Origin of the sequence: Cytobacillus citreus, from assembly GCF_018343665.1 — a bacterium.
Taxonomy (GTDB): Bacteria; Bacillota; Bacilli; order Bacillales; family Cytobacillaceae; genus Cytobacillus; species Cytobacillus citreus.
In genome coordinates this window covers 901,619-926,112 of record NZ_JAGYPM010000001.1, presented here as the reverse complement: position 1 = coordinate 926,112, position 24,494 = coordinate 901,619, and the positions used below count along the sequence as shown (strand labels likewise).

Below are 24,494 nucleotides of genomic sequence, written 5' to 3'. Positions count from 1 at the left end.
CTTTTCGTTATGTTTGAGCTGCAAAATCAACAAGCTAGGAGAAAATATTCATTCTTAACAATCATTTTTCTCATCAATTGTTACTTTATATACTTCAATCTGTTGAGCCTGTTTGTGAATCGGAAAATTTCCATTACTAGAATGTTTAGACTTAACCAAACTCCGCCAAAAGCGTAGCCAGCTACAACATCACTTGGTAATTGTTGCATCAAGTAAATGCGGCTTAATCCAATAAGGATGATAATAATAAAAATTAATATAGAAGCAAACGTTTGCATCCATGCATTTTTTGAGTATCGAACGAAAAGATAGGCGAAAAAACCAAATAGAAAAAAAGCAGTTATTGATTGTTCACTAGGAAATGAGTACAAAATTTGTTTTGTTAACCGAGGATGGACAGGTTGCAAATGATAATAAATACGCCTAATTCCTTCCTCAAAAAATTCCCCTCCAATTACTACAAAGAGCAGAAAGGAAATTTCCAGAATTCGATCTTTCGACTTTAACAAAATCCATAAGGAGGTTAAGACAATTAAGGGGATTGTTACCTTAATGGATGCAAATAAACCAAAAGAACTCATCCACGGTTCCCAACTTTCATCAAATATTAGCGTAACTAATGTGATTACAATCGTATCAAATTGTTTAAATTCATTGTTTAAGTAATTTTCAGTTAAACTGATAACGAAAATGACAAAAATTAAGAATAAGACTGCTATCACTGCAATTAAAAGCCTAAGCCTTCTGAGAGAGTGAATTCGTTGTACTCCTTTACCTAGTCCAGCCATAATCGTTTCTTTTATTTTTACTTTATATTTTCTCAGAATATAGATAAAAACAAAAAGAAAAATGAAAATTACACTTCCGACAAAAAAGTATTTCTTAAGCGAATCATGGAACAGCTCCCACTGAGGGCCTAATAATTTTCCAAGAAAAATAAATGTCCCTGTCCAAATAAAGGCACCTAAATAGGCATAAATAGCATATGCACGAAACGATATATGAGTAATACCCGAAAAATAACCTGTAAAATGTCTAACTCCTGGTATGTAAAATGCAACCACTATTAGTTTGTTTCCATATTTTTCAAACCAATTAGACATTTTTTCTAGTCGATCCGGCCCCATATGAATTCGATGACCATGTTTATGAAAAAAAGGAGCTCCCAATTTATAGCCTACCAAATAAGAGATAGTCATACCTGTACAACTTCCTAAACCTGCTACTACGCTACTGAGTAACCAACTTAACTTCCCTTGATACACAAGAACACCTGCATAACCCATCAGGAATTCCCCTGGTATCGGAAGAGCAATAAGTTCTAACATAAGAGATAAAAATAAAATGATATATCCATGATGTTCAATCAAGTTTGTTAAAGATTGCATTTTATTCCTCCTATGTTAGGTCTGATTTCTGAATCGAATCTCTATTATTTCCATCTATTCCTCTTTTTAAAAATGTTGTTAAATATAGAATTGCCATCATCTTGTCCAGTTACTCAAGTACATATGGTGGCTTTTTACCAATAATAGAACAAGAATCAAAATAAATAATTATTCATTTTGAGAAATAGAGGAGAACGAAGCTACATTCATTAAATAGGCTAATAAAAATAAGCTGACTTACTTAAAATAAAGGAAGTCAGCTTATTTTTAGCATGGTTTTGTTATTTACTATTAGTTTGGTCAATAGCTTCACGAATCCCTTTTGCTAATTTGACCGCATCATCGTTTGCCCAAAAGTGGATGAAAAAGAGACGTGGTTTTTCAAACAACATGTGATTATGCAATGCGTCAACTTCAATACCATATTTGCGTAAAGTTTGTATCACTGGATTTACTTCATTAGCAGTTAAGACAAAATCTCCTGTAATTGCCGCTTTTCCTTCGCCTGTGGGTTGAAAGTTTATAGCTGTTGACGTTCCCATTGAAGGAGGGATAGTCATTCCGTTTTCCTTGATTTGTTCAGCACGAGGAAACCCAACCTTGTAAACTCCATTACTTATCGATCCTTCTTTACCGATAATACCATCAAGTTTCTCTTTATCTAACGGAAATTCTCCTTTGACCGATGGTTGGACTGCCTTAATAGGGGTACTCGATTGATCGATTCCTGATCGAAGTGCTTTAGCTAGAGCTACTGCACTTCCATATCCTTCAATATGCATATACATAATTTTAGGAGATTCTCTCATCAAATGATTATGTAAAGCTGTTATTTTTATGCCACCACGGATAAGTTCAGTCATTACTAGATTGACTTCTTCCTGTGTTAGAACTAAGTCTCCCATAACCATTACCTTATCATTCATTTCTTTAAATGCTAACCATGAACTTAATGCGAAGGCAGGATTTAGCTGAATACTGTTAATCGATACCTCTAAATCTGATCGAGGTAGACTGAAGTAAAGCAAGTCCCCTTTTTTTATTTCTCCACTTTTACCAATCACCTGTTCAACGGATTCCCAATTCGTCATTTTTGCAGCCATGGCAGGGGTATCCGGATTGATACTTTGGTTTTTTATCTGTGTTTTATTCGTATTAGATGTAAAAGAACATGCTCCAGTAGCTAATATCTGCAAGATCAATACTAATCCAATTATGATTTTATTTTTTTTGATCATTAATTACTTCCTCCTTTTCACTATCGAGTCTTGCACCATTATAGGTAATTAAAGGGGGAGGCTATACATGACTTCTGATAAAGATTCGTTGAGAGTTAGTGGGATATTGATATTTTTAGGATATATGGATATATCCAACTAGACATTTTTGAGAAAATTCGAAGATAATAATTGGGATAAATGGCATTATGCCTACGAAGATGAGGATAAATATTCAATAGAAGATTTAACCGGTGTAAACTTACAATCAGATCATATAAATCCATTTTACGATGCAGTTGAAGAGCTTTACTTCAAGTAGGAGTAAAGCCTTTTTCATGTACTAAAGACGTAGGATAGTGGCATAAGACCAATGAACAAAAATTGCTAAAACCAGATGGTGAATAAATTAAAATAATTTGGAAAAATGTGTTTTCTCAATAGTTAGTTAACCATATCTTATTAATTATATTGAATACAATGAATAATGGTACATGTCTATTTAAATTTCTCTAGCAATGGAAAAGGTTATATAAAACCAGAATAAAAAACAAAAGGTGATGTTATGAGCAAAAGGAAGAATAAGAAAAAAAAAAGCTGTCTAATTGGCCCTTTAAATCAAAAAGATCGAAACAATAAAGCCAAGCGAATTAGGGTCCAAGCTGCAAAATCCCAAATGAAAATACCAATTTCAAAACACTTTTGTAATAGGGACGAATTTAGATATAAGAAGAAGATAGGTAGCTACACTAAAGGATTACCACATAATTCTCTAGGGATAGTTGAGAACAGTGCCTATCACAATTTCTTAAAGGCACTCAAGTCTGGTAAAACCGAAGATTTTGAATTAATTCCACTTGGGGGTATGGTAAAATTAGCTAATCCACAAGCAGCCTATGCTTTTGATTTAGTAGGAACTGATAGTCACCAATTTAGAATTGCAGTTCCTCCATCTTTTAGCAGTGCTTGGGAGGCAAGTGAAATGGCTGAAGTATATTGGCAGGCACTAACCCGTGATGTACCTTTTGAACAGTTTGATACGAATCCTTTAACTCTAGCGGCAGCTTCAGATCTTACGAGATTTACAGATTATCGTGGTCCAAAGATCAACGGGAAAGTTACCCCATCAACATTGTTTCGTGGAGAAACAAAAGGTGATTTTGTAGGACCATATATTTCGCAATTTCTTTGGAAGGACATTCCATATGGAGCTACTACAATGGTCCAGCGTTATCGTACAACTATTGCAGGTTCTGATTATATGCATTCTTACGATGAATGGTTAAAAATCCAAAACGGTTCACCAGCGGTATCTCCTAAAACAGATAACACTCCACGTTATATTCGCAACGGTCGCGACTTAGGGGAATTTGTCCATCATGATTTCTCCTTTCAATGCCCACTTTCAGCTTGTTTGATTTTATTAAGCTATGGAAAAGAAGCATTAGATCCTGCTAATCCGTATTTAAGCTCAGCTACTCAGGCCGGATTTATAACCTTTGGGGGTCCTCATATATTGGATTTAGTCGTTAGGGCTGCAAGACAAGCACTTGAGGCAGCTTGGTTTCAAAAGTTCCTCGTCCATCGGAGAGTCCGTCCTGAGGAATTTGGAGGTCATGTGCATAATCACATGATAAGGAAAGCATGTTACCCTATCCACGAAGATCTGCTTCAATCTCAAGTTCTATCTGAAGTCTTTCGAAAATACGGAACTTATCTTTTGCCTATGGCCTATCCTGAGGGCTGTCCAACACATCCTGCTTTTCCTTCTGGTCATGCATGTATTGCTGGTGCAGGAATTACAATCCTTAAGGCATTCTTTAATGAGTCATATGTTATTCAGGATGCAGTAGTTCCAAATGTTGATGGCACATCATTAAAGCCTTACTTAAGTGAGCCTCTGAAGATAGGTGGAGAGTTAAATAAACTTGCATCTAATATTGCAATAGGTCGAGACACTGCAGGTGTTCATTGGCGATCAGATGCAATAGAGGGTCTTAAGTTAGGGGAGGCAGTTGCCACAAGCATTCTCCGGGACTACAGATCAACTTATAATGAAAACTTCAAAGGATTTACTTTTAGTAAGTTTGATGGAACATTAATAACAATTTAAAGCTTTATCTACCACTAAGACAAATCCTATTTATCGACAAAAATATTTGTTAAATCAGTGTGGATCGTCATAGACGGTCCTTTTTTATGCAAGAAAGGGTAAAAAAAGCGACTTAGGAAAATTAAGGAGAAAGGGGACAAGGGTAAGGAATCCCAACTTACCAATATATATAATTTTTTAAAATTACAAGGTAGGTTACTTGAAGAAGGTTATTATTTACATATGAACAATGATTAATTAAAGTTAAATATTTGAATTTGCTAAGGCACTAGATCGATATTGAAAAGTAGCAAAGCTTTTTAACAATTGACTTCTTTTTTTACATGACCATAAAACCTACGGAGTAGCTTCTCCTAACGGAGGTGGAGCTCCTACAGGTGTAGTTTCGGAAGTAATTAATCAAGCTTTTGGAAGCTTTGATCAGTTTAAAGATGAGTTTACAAAAGCGGCTACAGGTCGTTTCGGTTCAAGTTGGGCTTGGTTAGTTGTTGATAATGGACAACTTACTGTTACTAGCACACCTAATCAAGATAGCCCACTAATGGAAGGTAAACAGCCAATTCTTGGTCTTGATGTTTGGGAACATGCCTATTACCTTAATTATCAAAACAAGCGTCCTGATTATATTTCTGCTTTCTTTAATCTAATTAACTGGGATGAAGTAAACAAGTTATATCAGGCTGCACAGGCTTAATTTAATCATTAATTCTTCAGAACACCTTCCTATGTTTCAAGCATTTCTCGAATCAAGGAGGTGTTTTTTTAAATAAGGACAATGGACAATGCACGATAATACCTTCCACATGCGATCTCATTTTCTCTCAGATTTCATCAAGAATCCTCCATCGTTCTTTAATCTCTATTAGCATGTACGTTTGAAGAAAACCCCCACTGATGGAAGTTTCACTCAATTAACCTAAAATAGTTTTCCGTTTTCATTATTCAATCTCTCCAACATATTTAAATATTTATTATTATATTATTTCAAAGTATTGTTTTTGCAAATCTTCAAGAGCGTACCGTACGGAGAGATGACTCCGACATCCAAATTCGTGACTTGAATGATTGGGGCAACCCATCCGAGCTGTACAAACTAAACGCGACGCACTTTTTGCAGATGGTTGTCGAAGAGGGTGTTCTGATGAAATACACTTTGGTTCCCTATGCAGCAGGGCTTAACGATATGATACTAGCAGGGCAAGTGCCGTATGAAAAGAAGGAAAATCGCAAAACTAAATCTGAATACCTCTGCATCAAAGAAGCTGATTTGATATCAGCAATTCCAGAGACAATAATATGGCATAGATTCCTTCATTAGGCACCCGTTTAAGGGCGTCTTTTGTTATGGTCTTTATAATACAATATGAGATGTAAGCTTATAATAAAATTTGATTTATAAAACAAATTAATGTAAAATCAGGTGCGGTTTTTTTATTTATTAAAAAAATTTGGAGGTAAAGAAATATGAAGAAAATGGATTATCAAAATGTGAAGGGTACACAAGATTATTTACCTAATGATGAAGTAGTACGAAGAAATATTAGAAGAACTTTAGAAGATGTATTTACCCAATACGGATGTAAACCCCTGGAAACTCCTATATTAAATTACACTGAATTGCTTGCTTCAAAATATGGTGGAGGTGCTGAAATATTAGAAGAAATGTACACATTAACGGATAGAGGAGAAAGGGATTAGCTTTACGATACGACCTTACTATTCCCTTTGCCAAAGTTGTTGCTATGAACCCAACATTGAGAATGCTGTTTATGAGATATGAAGTTGGTAAAGTATTCAGAGATGGTCCAATCAAAGCAGGACGTTTTCGTGAATTTACTCAATGCGATGTTGATATTGTGGGAGTTAAATTACAAATTGCTGAAGCAGAATTAATGATGATGGCATTAGATGTATTCCGTAAACTTGGTTTAAAGGTAATGATTCAATATAACAATCGGAAATTATTAACGGGTATGTTAGAAGTGTTTAATACAGAGGAGGACAAAATAAATAAAGTTGTTTTAATCCTTGATAAACTTGAAAAAGTAGGATTAGAAGCGGTAACATCGGAGCTGACTGAACAAGGTCTTCCAGCTTTCACTGTCCAATCAATAAAAAAGTTTTTGAACAATAAAAATAATAAAAGTTATAGCTACTTTGAGCCTTTTGCAAAACAAAATAAACAAGTTGAACAAGGATTAGAAGAATTAAAAGAACTGGATACCTATTTAGCTTTCCTAGGTGTTAATGGTAAATGTGTATTTAATCCGTTCTTAGCAAGAGGATTAGAGATATATACTGGCACTATTTATGAAGTTTTTTTAACAGACAAAACCATCAAGTCTAGCATTGCAGTGGTGGTAGATACGACAATGCGATTGGTGGACTCATTGGTACAAATGAGAAATTTTCTATAGAAGAATCGAATGTCGATTTTTACATTATACCAATGAATACTCAAAAAGAATCATTATTAGCAGCAAGTTATTTAAGAGAACAAGGGTATACGGTCGAATTGGAAATGGGGAACAAGAAGTTAGGTAAAGCCTTAGATAATACGCATGTGTTTCTTTGTGCTCACAATTTGGTAGGGGGGGAATTTCCAAATGGTAACAGCGAAGTTCACATAAAGATAAGCCCCGCAGAGATTTTTTCCTCTCCACAGAGCCTTTCCCGTATTACTATTTGAATCAGTCACATTCATCAATGTGTAATTCATCGGGGAGAGACAGGCGTGATTTCACGTACTTTTCGCTATTTCATTTAGTTTTCTCTTCCAATGCTGTATTCCAGCACTTAATCGAATGGCTTTGAAACCATGTGCTGTTAGGATTTCAACTGTATCGGTTGCATAAACACAATATTGACCTCGACAATAGACAATAATTTCTTTATCCTTTGGAAACTTCGATAATTCATCATTTAATTGTTCATAAGGGACAGATAGAGCTCCAGGAATATGCGCAACATCATATTCAGATGTTGGACGAACATCGAGCAATATAAAGTTACCGTCCTCCTCTATACGCACTAAAAAAGCATCTAGATCGATACTATTAATCTGATCGGGTCGTTCAATATACTCATTACGCAGCTGGTTGATCTCTTCCAACTGGTCTTCTGTTACTTTTTGTAAAGAATTTATTAAATCACAAACTTTTGTATTGGCCAATTTATAAACCATAAATGTTCCTCGTTTTCTAAATTTAACGAGTTTAGAATCTAGTAAAATTTGTAAATGTTGAGAGGTGTTGGCTATGCTCATTTCTGTTTCTTTTGCTAACATTTCTACCGTTTTTGGGCCCTGTGTTAATAAATCTAATAATTCCATTCGCTTTGGACTCGTTAGTGCTTTTCCAACTCTTGAAAAATGGTAATAAATCGTATCATAGAACTCTCGCTTCTGCATTTTAGCCTCCAAAATCTATTTTTGTCTGTTTCAGTTTAAGCAAGCGTAACATTGATAGAAAACCTAAGATGGGTCCAGGGATAAGGATTAAAAAGGCGTATCTCCATCCAACTAATGTTTCAAATAAAGGTACAGATAATATAGCAATAATCGTTAGAAAGAAGCCGATAGCTAACTGTAACGTTAATGCTGTTCCCACATATTGTGGTTCAGCATGTTCAGTAATGAGTGCGGAAAACTGAGCGGAATCAGCGATAATACTTATTCCCCAAACGACACCCAAAATGACGATTAACCATAGAGAACTTCCAAAGAAATAGCCGATACATAATGTAATGGTTCCTGAGACTCCTAGAGAAAACAAAGTTAATTTCTCGCGCCCCATTTTATCTGCATATACCCCTCCAAACCAAGCACCAAAAAACCCAGAGGCAATGACAATGAATGTAAGAATAGAAGAGAGTGAGGAGTAATTTTGAAAGCCACTTGATTTTAAACTTTGTGTTAAAAACAGCCCAAACCAAGACCACATTGCATATAACTCCCACATATGACCAAAGTATCCGTAGTTAGCGAGCTTTATTGGTGTATGACGCAGGATACGAGGAATGGCATGTGGATCAAACATGCCGTTAGGTAGTGGGTAAGGGCCAACTTGAACTGTAAAGCGGATAATAATGCCTCCTATTATGGAACATATTCCTGTAGTTATTAACACGGTTTCCCAAGAAGAAGTTGCAACCCCTCTAAATAGGTGAGGGGTTGCAGAACCTAGTGTAAGAGCACCAACCAAAAAACCTAAAGCCATTCCACGGCGTAAACGAAACCAGGTTGATAACAATTTAAGGCTAGGTCCGTATACTCCTGATAAAGCAATACCTGTAATGAAACGAAAAAATAATGCATGTGTTAGATGATCTGCTAAAATAGCTGTTAAGATTGTAGAGACACCTGCCAAAACCGCAGACCAAAGGATCAAAATATTTGGTTGCACACGATCAGGCAGGTTGATAAATGCGGAAATTAACGAACCAATAACAAATCCTATCTGTACCATGATGGTCACAAAACTTCCTTGTAGACTGTTTAGATGCCATATGGTTACTAATTCTGGCAAAACAGCTGTCATTGAAAACCATGTGGTCATCGTGCCTACCATTGCTATTGATAAGATGACTAACTTGAAGAGGTGAACTTTACTGTATTCTGAATTATTTTTGTCCATCCAGACTTGCAGTATAGGTAACTGCTACTCCTTCTAGGCAAATGACATCATTTTGATTACGAACCGTTGTTTTGATTTTACATATCGGTTTATCATCTCTAACTTCGAGAATTTCTACACGTCCAGTAATGGTATCACCAACATATACAGGGTTTTTAAAATCCCAATTGACGGATAAGAATACTGAGCCAGGTCCAGGCAGCTTTTCCGCTACTATTGTATTTAGAATTCCTGTTGTTACCCCTCCTTGAACGATCAATCCTCCAAAACGTGAGGCTTCTGCTGCCTTTTTATCTGTATGAAGTGGATTTCGATCACCTGTTAGGGCACTAAATAATTCAATATCAGCTAAGCCAATGTCTTTAACAAATTCTGAAAACGCTCCTTGTTTTGGTTTTTCTGCTCTGCAGTCTGCCCATCCATTTTTTTGCTTATTTAAGTTAGTCAATGAAAACACTCCCTTTAAAAGTATTAATCTAAACTTCTATTAATACGGCTATTCCTTGACCGCCGCCCCCACATAATGTTGCTATCCCGCGGCCGCCCCCACGACGTTTAAGTTCATGTGCCAGTGTTAATAAAAGTCGGAATCCACTGGCTCCTAAAGGATGGCCTAGGGCAATGGCTCCACCATTGACGTTTAATACATCGGATGGAATCCCTAGTTCACGTTGACTTGCGATAACAACACCAGCAAAAGCCTCATTAATTTCAAATAAATCAATATCAGAGAGAGTGAGTTTTGTACGTTCTAACAACTTTTTGATTGCATTGGCGGGTTGGAGATGTAACGTAGGGTCTGGTCCTGCGACATCTGCCCAATCAATAATGGAAGCTAGTGGAGTAACTCCTAATCTTTCACATGTTTCAATATTTGATATCAGACCAGCACTAGCACCATCCGACATTTGACTTGCGTTTCCAGCCGTAATTGTACCGTTTTCATTAAATACCGGCTTTAGTTTTTGTAATTTTCGAAAAGTAGCTTCGGGCCTTATCCCTTCATCTTCTGTTATAAGCTCATTTGAAACTTTAATCCCAACAATCTCTTGATTAAATATTCCCTTTAGCTGAGCCTTCGTAGCTCTTAACTGAGATGTTTCGGCATATTTATCTTGATCATCACGATTAATATTAAGATCTTGATTCACTTTTTCTGAGATTTCTCCCATCGATGCATCTGAAAGAGAACACCATAAACCGTCATTAAGAGTATCATAGAATTGAACAGATCCCATTTTTACCTCGCTGCGCAAAACGGAAGTATGAGGGGCGTTTGTCATTGAATCAAAGCCACCAACGATAAATAAATCTCCTTCATCTCTTTCAATTCGGCGAACAGCATCAGAAACAGAAGCTAGACTTCCAAGACACACATTATTTAATGTGATTGCTGGTGTAGTAAGATCCATTCCAGCTCTATATATGACCTGGCGTGCTGGATTTTGCCCTTGACCTGCCTGTATCACTTGACCAAAAATAGCGCCATTGGCCTTTTTGGTTGCAGGAACACGGCGGATTAGTTCAGACACCACATGTACTCCGAGTTCTATAGCTGACTTAGATTGAAGACTTCCCCTAAATCGACCAATTGGTGTTCGGACCCCATCAATTAATACTGCCTTTTTCAAATTAATTTACCCCCATATTTAATATATTTCAGGTTCATCTAAGCTAGAGAATCCTTGTAAGTTTCGCGTGCATAAATAGTAGAGATAATACTTAATATTCCTAGAACACTTAAATAAACAGCGATTGGCCAGCTTTGACCATCGAATTTTGCCAATAAATAGGTTGCAATAAGAGGGGAGAATCCACCTGCAAGGATCGCTCCTATTTGGTAACCGATGGATGCACCGCTAAGGCGTACCTTTGTGCCAAATAGTTCAGAGAAATACACTGCTTGTGGACCATAAACAGCATCATGTAGAATATTCAATCCGATAATAATCCCAATCGTAATTAAGAATATAGAGCCTGTATTCATCATCCAGAAAAAAGGAAACACAAATACGGTTGAAGCGATCGTACCAAACAAGTAAACAGGTTTTCGTCCGATCTTATCAGATAAATGCGACCAAAGAGGAAGGGTAGCCAATCCTATAACGGATGAAGTCATGACTGCATTTAATCCAACAGAGCTATCCAATTTCAGTGAGGTAGCAATATAGCTTAGGACAAATACGGTATAGATATAAAACACGGCGTTTTGTAATAACTTCATGCCAATAGTCAGGAACAAAGGCTTTTTCTGTTCTCGCAATACAGTTCGAACAGGACTTTTCTCCTGTTGTTTTTTATTAACTACATCTAGGAATACAGGTGATTCGCTCACCTTTAATCGAACATAGAGACCTACTATAACTAGAAAAGCACTCAATAAAAATGGAATTCGCCAGCCCCAAACCAAAAATGCCTCATTTGACATGTTGTTGGACACGGTTGAAAACGCTATGGTAGATAATAGTAATCCGGCAGGTACCCCCATTTGAGGGAAGCTTCCAAAAAGTCCTCTTTTATTCGGTGGAGCGTGTTCCACTGACATGACAACCGCTGATCCCCATTCTCCTCCAACTGCAAATCCCTGGACGATACGCAATAGACTAATTAATATTGGGGCTAATAAGCCAACTGAACTATATGTTGGAAGTACCCCCATTAAAAATGTGGCTATTCCCATCAGTAAGAGGGAAATGGTTAGAATTTTTTTCCGTCCGACTCTGTCTCCAAAATGCCCAAAAATCATACTTCCGAGTGGACGAGCGATAAACCCGGCAGCGTAAGAGCCAAAGGCAGCCATTGTACCAACTAGTGGGTCAAGATTTGGAAAAAATAGTATCGGGAAGACTAGTGCAGCTGCCGTACCATAAAGATAAAAATCGTACCATTCAATCGTTGTGCCCATGAAACTAGCCCAAGCTACTTTCTTTTGTTCCTTAGAAAGACCGTTGTTTTTTTCCTTTGCCATTCTTTTACCCCCTTGTCCTTCCATATTGGTATATCAGAACTCGTTAGCACAAAAGTGGGACGACAACTCTATATTCAACTATATTTTGTCAATTTAAGAGATTTGTTTTTTGAAGAAAGGTAACCATACATCATTACACTTCATATAGGAGACCTCAAATGGCAAGTCAATGATTAGATCTTCATCGGATTCTATTAAAAGGTGACTCATCATAGTAGGCCCCTCTTCCAACTCTATTAAACCTATTGCATAGGGAGTCACTTCATCCCATCCTGAGTGGCCAGGTTTATGAACCACACTCCATGTTTTTAATCTGCCCTTGCCTGAAGCTATTTCCCAAATTAAGTTATCACTCCAACACTCTGGACAGTGTCCACGTGGATAAAATACCCATTTATGACAATCTGAACATTTTTGTAACTGAAATTCATGTTTTGCCACAGCATCCCAAAACGGTTTTGAAATAAGAGTCATAGTTGGTCCCGGAACTTTTAGATTATTAAATTTATCTAACATGATTCTGCCCCCAATACTAGAGCTGTCACTTCACTTAACGTAGCACCGTTACCTGTAACGAGTCCAAGTCGTGCGTTGGGAATTTGACGACCGTTAGCTTCGTGCCGTAATTGGCGAACTGCTTCAATAATGTGGGACATTCCTCCGGCTAGATCAGGCTGGCCATAACCAAGCTGGCCCCCATGAGTATTAAGTGGCCAATCCCCATCATATCCAAAGGAGTGTTCTTTCATCCAAGTTCCAAATTTTCCTGGCAGGCATAGTCCTGCATCTTCAAGAGTGACTGCCACTACACTTGTGTAACAATCATACAAAGAAAGTAAATCCATTTCTTGTATATCCACATTAGCCTGATCAAGAGCTGCCGAAATTGCATACTTAAATGGTGTGGTTGTTAAAGATGGTGATTGACTAACAGCTCTATGTGTAATTTTTTCTCCAGCACCTAATAGATAAACAGGTGGGGTTCCTTTCGAACGAGCTGCTTTAGCAGATGTCACAATAAATGCTGCACCACCAGCTACTGGCATCACAATTTCGTATAAGTGAAGCGGGTCAACTATCATAGGAGAATTAAGCACATCCAAGACCGATGCAGGTTTTCCATAAAATATCGCTTTTTCATTGAGTTGAGCATTTTTGCGTGCCCAGTGTGCAATGAGAGCAAATTCCTCCTGTGTAGAGCTAAATTCTGCCATGTGCCGTTGTTTAAGAAGAGCATAAGAAGTATTTGCCCCAGAAGCACCAAAGGGTACATCGAACTCACGTATCGGATTACGGTTTGGTGACCGTGGGGGCAGTTTATCTCGTTCTCGGGTATTAGCTAAGACACATAAGACTGTTTCACACATACCAAAATTAATTGCAGCCGCCGCGCGCCATAACATTCCTGCACCTGTTGAACCACCAAGATCAACCACATTGCCCATTTTGGGCTGTATTCCAAGATATTCTGCAACTGTGGCTGGTACATGTTGAGGAGTTTCTCCTACTTGAGGGCCAACAAGGAGACCATCAATTGCCTCTTTTTCAAGGCCAGCATCCTGTATGGCTAATTTAGCTACCTCCGCAATCATTCCTAAGGTCGTTGCTCCCTCCGTGAACCTTTTAGGAGCCATTTCACCTATACCTACAATTGCACAAAGTGGTACCCGTCTTTTGTTACTCATTTAAACTCTCTCCCTAATAGAATCGAATATTCTGCGAGACATTCTGGGTTGATAATTGATGCATGATTTTTAATAGATTTGCCTAATACAGTTGACTTTACGGCACCTTCTACCTTTTTCCCATTAAGGGTATAAGGTATTTCATTCACACAATAAATCCGATGGGGTACATGGCGAGGGGAAGCATTGGATCGTATTTTATAGCGCATACTTTTTGCCGTATCAATATCTAGATTTCTATCTTTTGTAACTACACATAAGACAATTTCTTCATCCCCATTATTAGGTAACCCGAACACAATAGAATCTTGTATTTCAGGAATTTGATCAATTACACGATAGATTTCAGCAGTGCCAATTCGAACTCCGCCAGGCTTAAGTGTTCCATCTACTCGACCATAAATGATTATTGATCCGTGGTTAGTTTGTTCGGCTAGATCTCCATGAGTCCAAATCCCAGGGCGATCAACAAAATAGGTGTTTTTATAACGTTTCTCTCCATCCTCACCCCAGAACGTTATAGGCATACTAGGGAACGGCTGTGTGCAAACGAGATCACCTTTCTGATGGATCACCGATGCTCCGCGGTCATCAAGGACATCTACCGCCATCCCTAGGGCTTTACAAGATATTTCACCCGCTCTCACAGGATGAACAGGTGAGCCCATCACGAAACATCCTATTATTTCAGTACCTCCAGAAATAGAAGAGAACATCATGTCTTGTTTAATATTTTCATAGACCCAATGAAACTGTTCAGGTGAAACAGGAGCTCCTGCAGATAGAACACTACGCAGTTGAGGGAGATCATGTTTTAGATTGACTGGATAGGTCTGTTTCATCAAGACCTCCAGATACTTTGGACTTAATCCAAAATGGGTGATCCTTAAGCCTTCCGCATATCTCCAAAGCATTCCAGGTTCATTTTTTAATACAGGTGCCCCATCATAAAGAAAGATTGTAGCTTCACTTGCTAAACCAGAAACGAGCCAATGGTACATCATCCATGCCGTATTGGTATACCAAAACATGACATCTCCTGGCTTTATATCACAATGAAATTTGTGCTCCTTTAAATGTTGAATTAGGGTGCCACCCACGGAGTGAACAATCGCCTTTGGAAGTCCTGTTGTACCAGACGAATATAAAATGTATAAGGGTGATTTAAAAGAAACACGTATAAATTCAGGTGATGAAGAATCGTTATCACATAATTCTTCCCATGTGATTATTTTAAAATCGTTCACATTCGATAGACCGGAACTATTACCTATTGTGACCAATGTAGAAAGGCCATCAATTGAATCACAAACTGTGCTAATCGGTGCTCCCATATCAAATGTTTTCTCATTGTATTGGTAATCTAATGTAGCGATGATTACTTTTGGTTTCACTTGGCCAATTCGATCTACAATTCCTTGAGGTCCAAAGTCTGGTGAACAAGAAGTCCACACTGCTCCTAAAGAGGCTGTTGCTAACAAGGCAGCTAATCCTTCAATTCTATTCGTAACAATCCCCGCAACACGGTCACCTCTATTGATTCCAAGTGAGCGCAGACCTGTCTGTACTTGAGCGACTAATCTACGAAGTTCTCCCATTGACATACAACGGTATTCTCCATTTTCATCGCCTTCGACTATCGCTATTCGCTTTTCATCTCCACGGAGGAGATTCTCAGCAAAATTCAATTTCGCATAAGGAAACCAACTTGTTCCTTGCATACAGCCATCTTCTGGTCTACTTAATACTCCATCGCCTTTTTCCCCAATAATATTCGCAAAGTCCCATACCGCTGACCAAAACTCTTTAGGTTTAGCAAAAGACCAACGATGAAAATGTTCATAAGGTAGAAGTGATTTACCAATATGATCGGCGAACGCTTTCAAGTTGGAATTGGAAATAAAGGCTTCATCAGGTTCCCACAAAAAACCAGGTTTTTCCATTTTAACCAAGAATTATTCCCCCTTTTCATCTTTAATAAAAGATTAATAAATAAAAATGTGTATGTTAGTGGATGTTTTTTATGTAGACCTTACTGTTATTTTAATTTCAATCTCTTATTAAATAATTCAATTAAACTCTTGATTAATATGTATGACGGTGAAAAATTAAAAATTACAGTTTTTTTGGGGGAGGGGGGCGAGGACGTGTGACTGGGTGCCTATACGATGTACGGTTACTTTTATTAATAGGAAAAAGATTGACAATATATCGTAATTTTTAAACAGAAAAAGGGGAGGTATGGATGAATATAAAATTTTTAAAATAGGCGATTTTCTTGAATATGTTTTAGAATTCTGGGTTCCTCGAACTCGATATGGTGATAAAACTATACGAAATGAATCTACTAAGGGATCGGATATCATTGGCTTTAAAATTATAGATGATAAGAATGATTCTCCAAAAGGAGAGTCTCTAAATGCAATTAAGCAGCGCCTTTATTTTAGGAATATGCTTAAAGATGCTGAACGTATTGAGAGATTTCAAAATATAGAAGATCGTCCTTACAAAGAAGTAAATGGTGCAGCAGCAGTTTTAAATACAGATTTATTAGATGAGTTAACTATTTCGAGTACTAAAACTTTGGTATTATTACCTTTTGAGATTAATGCCAAAGCTCATCTAGGAATACTGAAACTGCAGAGGAAAAAATCCAAATTCCAGTTAATATCGGGAGCTAGGCTTTTTATAGTCTATTTTACTGTTTTTGTTGAAGCAGAACTTTATAAAAGCTAGCATTCGTTTCATTTCATTATATACAACAGGTTGAACAGACCACTTTAACCAAAAAACAGTTTAATACTTTTGCATTATAATAAATATGATAAATTATTAACTTTAACTTAATAGGGAAGGGTGTAGCTTATGTCCATCACACAAGAAAAATATGAAAATATGGTTGCCGAGAATACAAAGTTAGAGCAGCAGTTGAAGAAGTATAAGCGAAGGGCACAAGTTTCTGTCGTGAAAACAGAAATGGAGTTTTTACTAAACGTATTAATACCAAACATAGAAGAAGACTCGGATTTACCTTATGAAATATTTATGGAATTAAACTACCCTATACTTGAATTTCACGATTTACTCAAAGTTACAACACTATTATTAAAAATTAACCGTGATGATTTGGCGATTTATTTTAGTCATCATTATATATCAGAAAAATACATAAGGCTCTATGATTACACTTATGAATCGGAAGTAGAAAGTATTGAATCAATCTTATTCGCTTTTATAAAGGAGCTATTTGTTGAAAAAGACGTAAAGGAGAAACATCTTGAACTCTTTTTTAAAATTATCTTATTAGAAAGTGGTAGTCAAGTAGGTGCAAACATATTAACTTGGGGCCATATCCGATTATTTTCACCATGGCGTTATATCGTTGATAAAGCTGCAAAGAGTCTACTGGAACAGAATAATTGGACACATCCTGAATTAGAAAAATTGCCAACAGGGAAAGAACTCGTAGAACAATACTTAGAACCACTTTCAAATCTTAGCGAAAATCAACCATATATTCAATTAAATACAAAGGTAGTATCAATTGGTAAAAAGGATACGGATAAAATGAAAACACTAAACCGAGAAAATATCCCTTTTATTATTCATACAGAATCTAATGGATCATATAGAACTTTTGAGGCAAGAGCTGTAATTGATGCAACTGGAACCTGGGGAAATCCGAATCCAGCCGTATCAAGTGGAATATGGCTTAATGAGGAGAAATCGCTTCATGATCAAATATTTTATGGAATCCCAAATGTTTTAGGGAAAGAAAAGGAACGGTATGCCAATAAGCGAATAGCAGTTATAGGCGGTGGGCATTCAGCTATTAATACTTTATTAGATTTAGCTAAACTTAAAGAGTCCTTTCCTAAAACGGAAATAATATGGATAATGAGAAGACGACATGTCGAAGATGCATATGGTGGAGAAGAAAAGGATGCATTGGCAGCTCGTGGTGAGTTAGGAAGCCGGATCCACAACCTTGTAGATGATCAGAAAATAAAAGTAATTACTCCATTCCTAATCCAAGTGGTAAAAAGATCTCAAGAAGGAATTAAGATTAAAGGCATTCAGAACGCTGAGGAAAGAAGCCTAATTGGAATCAACGAGATGATAGTAAATACAGGAAGTCGACCAGATTTATCAATTATAAATGAAATAAGATTATCTATCGATTCTTCAACAGAAAGTGTTGATGCTTTAGCTCCACTTATTGATCCAAATATTCATAGTTGTGGCACCGTCCGTCCACATGGAGAAAAAGAATTGCGCCAACCAGATAAAGGTTTTTATATTGTTGGTGCAAAAAGCTATGGCCGTGCTCCAACATTCTTAATGGCGACAGGTTACGAACAGGTTAGATCAGTTGTGGCCTATCTAAGTGGAGATATTGAATCTGCAAAAAAAGTGGAACTGGACTTACCCGAAACTGGTGTGTGTAGTGTGAATTTAAATACAAAAACATCTTGTTGTGATGATTCAACTTCATGTAATTAGATAGTTAGTGTAAAAAGGGGGGCTTAGTGCTTCCCTTACTACTTTAAAGAAAACCCATTTGAGAATAAAGGTGATAAAATTATGGTTATAAACCATGCGGGGGTATTAGGAAGAGAGTATTTGATAGCGTATATGAAACTTATAATAAGTGCTTTTGAATGTTCAGTTGATCAAGCGAAGGATCTGACTTTTCAACGGTTGTTTACATTGAAAGAAGATAGCATGGGGCAGGAGACATATCAGCAATTCCTCCTAGCATATAAAGAACTAAAAGAGTTAGTGTTATGACAATAGAGAGGTTTAAATACAAATAAAGTTGTTACATTTACAATAAATTTATTTAAAAATGTTCTTTCTAATTATGCCACAATCGGGCCATTTAATGGGTGCGAAACGTTCCTGACTTAAATGAAAGGTGGTCACACAATTTCGGTAAAGGTCAGGCAGTTTAGAATTCTAAAACTGAAGGGTTATGTCGAGGAGTCGAATGAGGAGGTAACGCTCTGAAAGGCTCCCCCTGCGTCGAATAGCACGCTGTTTAGTAAGAAAGAGTGTGTTATAAGCTCGGCTAATAGGCATGAGAATTTACCGTAACAGTTCGGCTGACGAAAGCCTACCCGATGGGGTGGTGTAAATCATGGTGCTTGGGTTGAACAGATAAGGTGAGAATGCAATGTACATACAATAAGATACTGTATTGCTGACAAACTTCTGAATGTACGGGTCTATAATGGCGTTATATAGAAATGTATTTACTACTAAATGTAGGGTTAGCTGTGGATGAGTAAGAATCCATTATATAAAAATCCATCTTGTGTTACAGGCACATGCAATGCTAACAGGCTCATAGGAAGCACCTAAGTTTGTTCTATAATAGACATAACTCAACGTTGTAAGCTGATAACGTGGAGAGCTTACTCTCGGTGAAGCGTTGAAAAGGAAAATAGTCGTGAGACTAGCGACTGTATAACTTTTCTTCATATCAGTGAAAGTGGTGGCACAGTACCGTCGAAGCGTGTAATGAACGCGGAGGGATAGCCACTAGACTAATAAAAGATTCATTCAACCATGCAAGACAATTCTTAAACGATTAATAAGGTTCTTGTAAGACTAATAGAGGTTTACCTCCCACGGGAGGCACCGACTTATTAAAACGGAAGAATTGGGACACGGAGGATGTCATAATTTCAGAAGTGTTGATGATTGAATCGAATTGGATTAGTTGGAACGCCGTATGAGGTGAAAGTCTCACGTACGGTGTGAACAGGGGGAAAAGGGAGCGATAACTTCAAACCCTTACCTATCTGTATAATAAGACTCCCAAACAACAAATGGATATTTATGTTAATGCCGTTATAAGATTGTGAAGAAATGTACTTAAACTATAAGGGCAATTTAGTTTAATAAGAGGAGGATTATTTGTAATTAAATGGAATATATACTTTGATCTTTATATTTTCATAAGAGGTAAATTCAATGTATATAAGAAAAGCTACGTTTGCAGATGCAAAAGCATTCGATAACAAAATGAACTACTTTTTTAAGAGAAGGATGATTTGATATTGACCCTTTATGTAGACATAAAGACAGAGCACATGATTGACCTAGCCAGTTAAAAGCCATAGACTTTGTCAAATAGATGTTAATAGTATGGACCTTCTCTTTTTTTATCAGTTGGGATCATACTAGTCACCTTTATATCCCGATAGGGATTTTCAAGCTATCTTACAAACTCCGCCATATCATCAATGCCAATATCTATATAATCCGCCTTCTTTTCCTCTAAAAATTCAAAGAACAATTTTCAATGCATAACAATAGGAACGTAATGTATTTCTAGCGGAACCTGCGTTGTCTTTATACTTGAGAAATTTCACCACAGGTTTTACAAATTCTCCATATTGATCAACAAGTACATACCTTCTTTATTATCATGCATCTCAATTAACAATTCACATATATTACCTTTATAGAATTGATTTAATTACATAAACTAGATTAGAATTATAATTTTTTAAGAAGGGAAGAATTAAAATGGCTAATAACGAAACTATGAACAGTTTAATGTCAAAAATTTTTTTTACTTTTACTAATGAGGATACTACACCTTCAGATATACCATTTTTTACTTTTCCATCTCCTGGATTAGCTATTAGTGCTGAAGATTTGACTTTTAACGATCCCAATAATCCTACACATAAAAATCGTCATTATGGATTTTCCCAATTAGTAAACAATATTCCAAATCCAATAGGATTTTGGAGTACATCAAGTTCAAAAGTTTGGGATATATACGAAAAAGCTATTACGAATGTACAACTAACTAGAAGTGAATTATCAGCAAACGAAAGACAGCAAGTTGAGGACTGTCGAAATTTTATTAGAAGCAATAAATCAACTTATGATCAATATCAAGCAATATATACTCTTGCTAATAAGAAATATACAACATTATATAATGCGGCGAATGCTCCAAATGCAGATCCTCAGACAATTTCAGATTGGAACACTAATGGCGAATCATTAAAACAAGAAAGAGACGAAGCTAAAAATGACTGGATAACTCTTGGGTTTAAAAATGAGTATGAAGAGAAAATTGGTATTTTAAAATTATTAACAGGAAGAGGTCCCGGGATTATATATAACAATTTGAGACAAGATTTTACTGACAGTAGAGCTACAGATAGTCGTCAAAATGAATTTTATCGTACTTATTATGATCCTGATGGAGCATTAACTTCATATCCAAACTCATGGTCAACACTTACTTTTGATCACAGTGATCTTCAAATATATACAAATAACTCATCATCTTCATGGGGAGGGGGAGCAGGTTTAGATTTTGGGTTATTTAGCGCTTCAACATCGGTACAACATACTGAAGAACAAGAAAGAATGGAATGTGATACAAACAATTTTTCAATGAGTGTGGATTTATTACAAATTCCTCTTTCAAGAGCTTGGTACAAACCTTTTATTTTTGATAACCGTTCATGGAGATGGGCTCCAGGTATAGGAGAACCTCCTATATCCGATGGCCAAATTCCTCCACAAACTCGTGTTTCAATGCCTTTAGTACCTGTTTCACTTGTTGTAGCGAAAAACCTTAATTTAACAATAGACAAGTCTTCTTCAGTAAACCAAAGAGCATTTGAAAGAATTGATGTGAGTGCATCAGGTGGATTTGGACCTTTTAGTATTAAAGGAAATTATCACTCTGAAAACAGTACTTCTAGTCTACAATATGAGCATACTAGCACAGGGATCAAAGTAGATGGAACTCAAATTATAGGATTTATTTGTGATATTTTACCACAATCACCAAATCCAGATCCAAACTTGGATTGGGGATAATAGGTTTATTTTTTATAGCAATCCTATTATTATTTTGGCGTTCTTCCGCATTCGGGCGCCGTTCGACAAGTTCTGTTATAAGTGTTTTCTTACATGAAGTACAGGGGATTATCTAATATTAATCCTAACTTTACAATGGAGGATGGGAATGACGGAACCATGTATCCCGAAACCATCCCGTCAATACTCCTGCATGCGTCATTACTGACAGGTCATGAGGTCTGAAGTACAGGTGGATTCGGCAGAACGAAGGCTGAAGCCATTCTTTAAGAAAAGGTATGCTAACGGATATGCCGCACGGCTTAAAAACTAGATATGGTGAGAATTGTTCCAACCTAAAGGAACTGACGAACTTCCGAAGGTAAGGGTCTAAAGATTGAACATAGGGAAACTTATGTCCCATCTAACGATGGGGTGAGTGGTGTTGAGTAAAAATGCGCCCTCTGAAATACGCTATACCGAACAATGGCGGTATCCAGCTCACAGGCTTACAGGGAGCACCTACGTCTAGAACTGAAAGCTACGTTGTAAGGGACTTGGAAAACAAGGAACGTTGAAACAAGGACTGTCATCCGAAACGGTTGCTATAAGGCACAAGCCGAAATGCATTCATCCTTGTGAGGGTAGGGGCACGACTGATGAATCTTCTGTAATGGAAGTGGAGGAACAGCCCCAAGTCTAACGAAATTGAACGATTATTTTCCAAACGTGTATTGCACCGATCGGGTAAGAACGTGGGAACATCACCTCGAAAAGGAGGGGTGCCACAGTGCAGACTCTACGATATTGGGACTACTACGGCATGACGGAAACCTTTACGGACTTATACGATAAAGCCACAAAACGTGAATCGTTCAAGTATCTATATGACATTATTACATCCAGAGAAAATATTTTATTGTCTTATCGAACCATAAAGTCCAATAAGGGGTCAAAGACGCCGGGAACTGATGGGAAAACCATCAATGATATTGAGAAACTATCAGATAATGAACTAGTAACAGAGATTCAAAACATACTAAAAAACTATCGCCCAAAGAAAGTCAGACGGAAACTTATCGAAAAAGATAATGGCAAATTAAGACCTCTTGGAATTCCTTGTATTCTTGACCGAATTATACAACAAAGTTTTAGACAAGTACTGGAACCCATAGTAGAAGCTCAATTCTATAAACACAGTTATGGATTTAGACCTCTTCGGTCTACCCATCATGCAATGGCAAGAGTACAATTTCTTATCAATCAAGCTACACTTCATTATGTTGTGGATATTGATATCAAAGGTTTCTTTGATAACATTAACCATACTTTGCTCATAAAACAGCTGTGGAACATAGGTATCCAAGATAAAAAGGTCCTAGCGTGTATTGCCAAAATGCTAAAAGCTGAAATTGATGGCGAAGGCATACCCATAAAAGGCACCGCAAGGAGGGTTATTATCACCGTTGCTTTCAAACGTTGTGCTTAACGATTTAGACCAGTGGGTATCTAGCCAATGGGAATTCTTCCCTTTGACTAAACCTTATAAAACAAGGGAAGGTCAATTGTACGCTAAAAAACGTACCACTCTTAAAGAAGGATACTTGGTGCGTTATGCAGACGATTTTAAAATTCTCTGTCGAGATTGGAAAACTGCTCAAAAGTGGTTTCATGCCGTAAGGCAATATTTAAAAGGACGTTTGAAACTAGACATTTCGCCTGAAAAATCACAGATTATTAATCTACGAAAACGTGAATCTGAATTCCTCGGATTTACCATCCAGGCGAATAGAAAAGGGAAAAAGAGAGTAGCACATACAGGCATAAAAGCAAATAAAAAGCGAAATATCAAGGTAGAGGCCAAAAAGCGTATTCTAAAAACTGAAAGCCTCACCAACCGCACAAAATGCACTACTCTTTAATAGTTTTGTATTAGGAATCCATAACTACTTCAATCGAGCAACGCATGTCAATATTGAGTTCTCACGTTTATCCTATAGATTTGCGAACCTTCATGTACAATCGTCTTAAATCTGTCGGGAAATATGAACATCCTACAAACCCATCACCAACTTATAGAAAGTTCTACGGTTTGGGTTTCAAAACATTTAAAGTAGCCCGTGTTTACCTATTCCCTCTTGCCAATGTAAAAACGAGGAACACCATGAACTTCACTCAAAGTTTGACTCCTTATACAGTGGCAGGAAGAGAACATATACACAAACAGCTTCGAATGGATATTCAACGTGAAATTTCCGTCCTAATGAAATCGTGATACTATGTCAAGAAAATAGACACAGATTTTCTACCGCGCTATCGCTTGGTGGCCTGCACAAAAAAGTTTAAAAGAAAACCATTTTTAAACTTTTTTGTGCAGGAAAATTTTATGCCACTGTTTGAACATACATTTTCTCAAATTCATTAGGTGTGTGATAGTCAAGAGTTGAATGAATTCGCTTTGAATTATAGAAGAATTCGATATATTCAAAGATCGATTTTCTGGCTTCATTTCTTGTTCTGTATCTAGTTTGATAAACGAGTTCACGTTTAAGAATACCGTGAAAGGACTCGATACAAGCGTTGTCGTAACAGTTTCCTTTGCGGCTCATGCTGCCAATCATCTGATATTGTTTTAATAGTTTCTGATATTCAG

The 24,494-nt window shown here is 37.0% G+C and carries 17 protein-coding genes and 3 pseudogenes; 9 read left to right on the top strand and 11 right to left on the bottom strand.

Translation table 11 applies throughout. The features are described 5' to 3' along the window. Nucleotides 1-80: 80 nt before the first annotated feature. Both KHA94_RS04570 and KHA94_RS04565 read right to left on the bottom strand, forming a co-directional pair. The gene (locus KHA94_RS04570) at nt 81-1,388 is read right to left on the bottom strand and encodes a VTT domain-containing protein (RefSeq protein ID WP_213100920.1); all 1,308 of its coding nucleotides are present in this window, start codon (nt 1,386-1,388) and stop codon (nt 81-83) included. Nucleotides 1,389-1,669: 281 nt separating this feature from the next. Next, nucleotides 1,670-2,626 (bottom strand): DUF1259 domain-containing protein, encoded by a 957-nt coding sequence (locus KHA94_RS04565; protein WP_213100919.1) that lies wholly within the window; start codon nt 2,624-2,626, stop codon nt 1,670-1,672. A gap of 544 nt (nt 2,627-3,170) precedes the next feature. On the opposite strand from KHA94_RS04565, the gene KHA94_RS04560 reads away from it, so the two are divergent. The 4 genes and pseudogenes from KHA94_RS04560 (at nt 3,171) to KHA94_RS26600 (ending at nt 7,407) form a co-directional block, all read left to right on the top strand. Beyond that, nucleotides 3,171-4,718 (top strand): vanadium-dependent haloperoxidase, encoded by a 1,548-nt coding sequence (locus KHA94_RS04560; protein WP_213100918.1) that lies wholly within the window; start codon nt 3,171-3,173, stop codon nt 4,716-4,718. A 346-nt stretch (nt 4,719-5,064) separates the two neighbouring features. Continuing rightward, a pseudogene (locus tag KHA94_RS04555) lies at nt 5,065-5,412 on the top strand (superoxide dismutase); the annotation flags it as partial. A gap of 447 nt (nt 5,413-5,859) precedes the next feature. Beyond that, nucleotides 5,860-6,036, top strand: coding sequence for a hypothetical protein (locus KHA94_RS04550; protein ID WP_213100917.1), 177 nt, complete (start codon nt 5,860-5,862; stop codon nt 6,034-6,036). 146 nt (nt 6,037-6,182) lie between these two features. Continuing rightward, nucleotides 6,183-7,407: pseudogene (locus KHA94_RS26600) on the top strand (ATP phosphoribosyltransferase regulatory subunit). Between the two features lie 51 nt (nt 7,408-7,458). On the opposite strand, the gene KHA94_RS04540 reads toward KHA94_RS26600, so the two are convergent. The 8 genes from KHA94_RS04540 to KHA94_RS04505 all read right to left on the bottom strand — a co-directional run bounded on the left by KHA94_RS04540 (nt 7,459) and on the right by KHA94_RS04505 (nt 15,948). Continuing rightward, a complete protein-coding gene (locus KHA94_RS04540) occupies nt 7,459-8,127 on the bottom strand; it encodes a metalloregulator ArsR/SmtB family transcription factor (RefSeq protein WP_213100916.1) in 669 nt (222 codons plus the stop codon). A 1-nt stretch (nt 8,128) separates the two neighbouring features. Continuing rightward, nucleotides 8,129-9,352, bottom strand: a complete 1,224-nt coding sequence (locus tag KHA94_RS04535) for an MFS transporter (RefSeq protein WP_213100915.1) — start codon at nt 9,350-9,352, stop codon at nt 8,129-8,131. After that, nucleotides 9,339-9,800: a MaoC family dehydratase gene (locus KHA94_RS04530; RefSeq protein ID WP_213100914.1), complete on the bottom strand. Its 462-nt coding sequence runs from the start codon at nt 9,798-9,800 to the stop codon at nt 9,339-9,341. The genes KHA94_RS04535 and KHA94_RS04530 overlap by 14 nt, the downstream gene beginning before the upstream one ends. 28 nt (nt 9,801-9,828) lie before the next feature. Further along, nucleotides 9,829-10,983: an acetyl-CoA C-acyltransferase gene (locus KHA94_RS04525; RefSeq protein ID WP_213100913.1), complete on the bottom strand. Its 1,155-nt coding sequence runs from the start codon at nt 10,981-10,983 to the stop codon at nt 9,829-9,831. A gap of 38 nt (nt 10,984-11,021) precedes the next feature. After that, nucleotides 11,022-12,320, bottom strand: a complete 1,299-nt coding sequence (locus KHA94_RS04520; RefSeq protein ID WP_249365299.1) for an MFS transporter — start codon at nt 12,318-12,320, stop codon at nt 11,022-11,024. Between the two features lie 93 nt (nt 12,321-12,413). Next, the gene (locus KHA94_RS04515; protein WP_213100911.1) at nt 12,414-12,836 is read right to left on the bottom strand and encodes a Zn-ribbon domain-containing OB-fold protein; all 423 of its coding nucleotides are present in this window, start codon (nt 12,834-12,836) and stop codon (nt 12,414-12,416) included. Next, nucleotides 12,830-14,005 (bottom strand): thiolase family protein, encoded by a 1,176-nt coding sequence (locus KHA94_RS04510; RefSeq protein ID WP_213100910.1) that lies wholly within the window; start codon nt 14,003-14,005, stop codon nt 12,830-12,832. The genes KHA94_RS04515 and KHA94_RS04510 overlap by 7 nt, the downstream gene beginning before the upstream one ends. Beyond that, nucleotides 14,002-15,948, bottom strand: coding sequence for an acetoacetate--CoA ligase (locus KHA94_RS04505; RefSeq protein WP_213101297.1), 1,947 nt, complete (start codon nt 15,946-15,948; stop codon nt 14,002-14,004). The genes KHA94_RS04510 and KHA94_RS04505 overlap by 4 nt, the downstream gene beginning before the upstream one ends. A 298-nt stretch (nt 15,949-16,246) precedes the next feature. Here KHA94_RS04505 and KHA94_RS04500 point away from each other — a divergent pair, with 298 nt between their 5' ends. From KHA94_RS04500 to ltrA, 5 genes and pseudogenes are all read left to right on the top strand, one after another. After that, a complete protein-coding gene (locus tag KHA94_RS04500; protein WP_213100909.1) occupies nt 16,247-16,741 on the top strand; it encodes a hypothetical protein in 495 nt (164 codons plus the stop codon). 129 nt (nt 16,742-16,870) lie between these two features. Then, nucleotides 16,871-18,508: an NAD(P)-binding domain-containing protein gene (locus tag KHA94_RS04495; protein ID WP_249365298.1), complete on the top strand. Its 1,638-nt coding sequence runs from the start codon at nt 16,871-16,873 to the stop codon at nt 18,506-18,508. Between the two features lie 81 nt (nt 18,509-18,589). Continuing rightward, a complete protein-coding gene (locus KHA94_RS04490; RefSeq protein ID WP_213100908.1) occupies nt 18,590-18,796 on the top strand; it encodes a hypothetical protein in 207 nt (68 codons plus the stop codon). Nucleotides 18,797-20,542: 1,746 nt separating this feature from the next. Beyond that, complete coding sequence (locus tag KHA94_RS04485; RefSeq protein ID WP_213100907.1) at nt 20,543-21,862, top strand: hypothetical protein; 1,320 nt, start codon at nt 20,543-20,545, stop codon at nt 21,860-21,862. Nucleotides 21,863-22,631: 769 nt separating this feature from the next. Next, nucleotides 22,632-24,113 (top strand): annotated as a pseudogene (ltrA, locus tag KHA94_RS04480) (group II intron reverse transcriptase/maturase); the annotation flags it as partial. A gap of 112 nt (nt 24,114-24,225) precedes the next feature. Here ltrA and KHA94_RS04475 read toward each other — a convergent pair. Further along, the coding region (locus tag KHA94_RS04475) for an IS3 family transposase (protein ID WP_213100906.1) at nt 24,226-24,494 on the bottom strand (269 nt) is incomplete at its 5' end.